The organism is Cupriavidus sp. 8B (assembly GCF_054589115.1).
This window is the reverse complement of record NZ_BAAILO010000302.1, coordinates 1-260: the sequence shown is the minus strand read 5'-3', so window position 1 is coordinate 260 and position 260 is coordinate 1. Positions and strand designations below refer to the sequence as shown.

The 260-nt window shown below is 66.9% G+C and carries 1 protein-coding gene; it reads left to right on the top strand.

Going from position 1 to position 260, the window contains the following annotated elements; all coding sequences use genetic code 11:
- Window positions 1–260: acyl-CoA dehydrogenase family protein (locus ACYP5B_RS30860; RefSeq protein WP_459572194.1), on the top strand; the 260-nt coding region annotated here is incomplete at both ends.

Genomic DNA, 260 nt, shown 5'->3' with positions numbered 1-260 from the left:
GTGCTGGTGGTCTACGCCAAGACCGAGCCGGACCTTGGCGCGCGCGGCATGACCGCCTTTATCGTCGAGAAGGGCATGAAGGGCTTCTCGGTGGCGCAGAAGCTGGACAAGCTCGGCATGCGCGGCTCGCACACGGGGGAGCTGGTGTTCCAGGACGTGGAAGTGCCGGTGGAGAACATCCTTGGCGGCGAGAACCTGGGCGCCAAGGTGCTGATGAGCGGGCTGGACTATGAGCGCGCGGTGCTCTCCGGCGGCCCGGT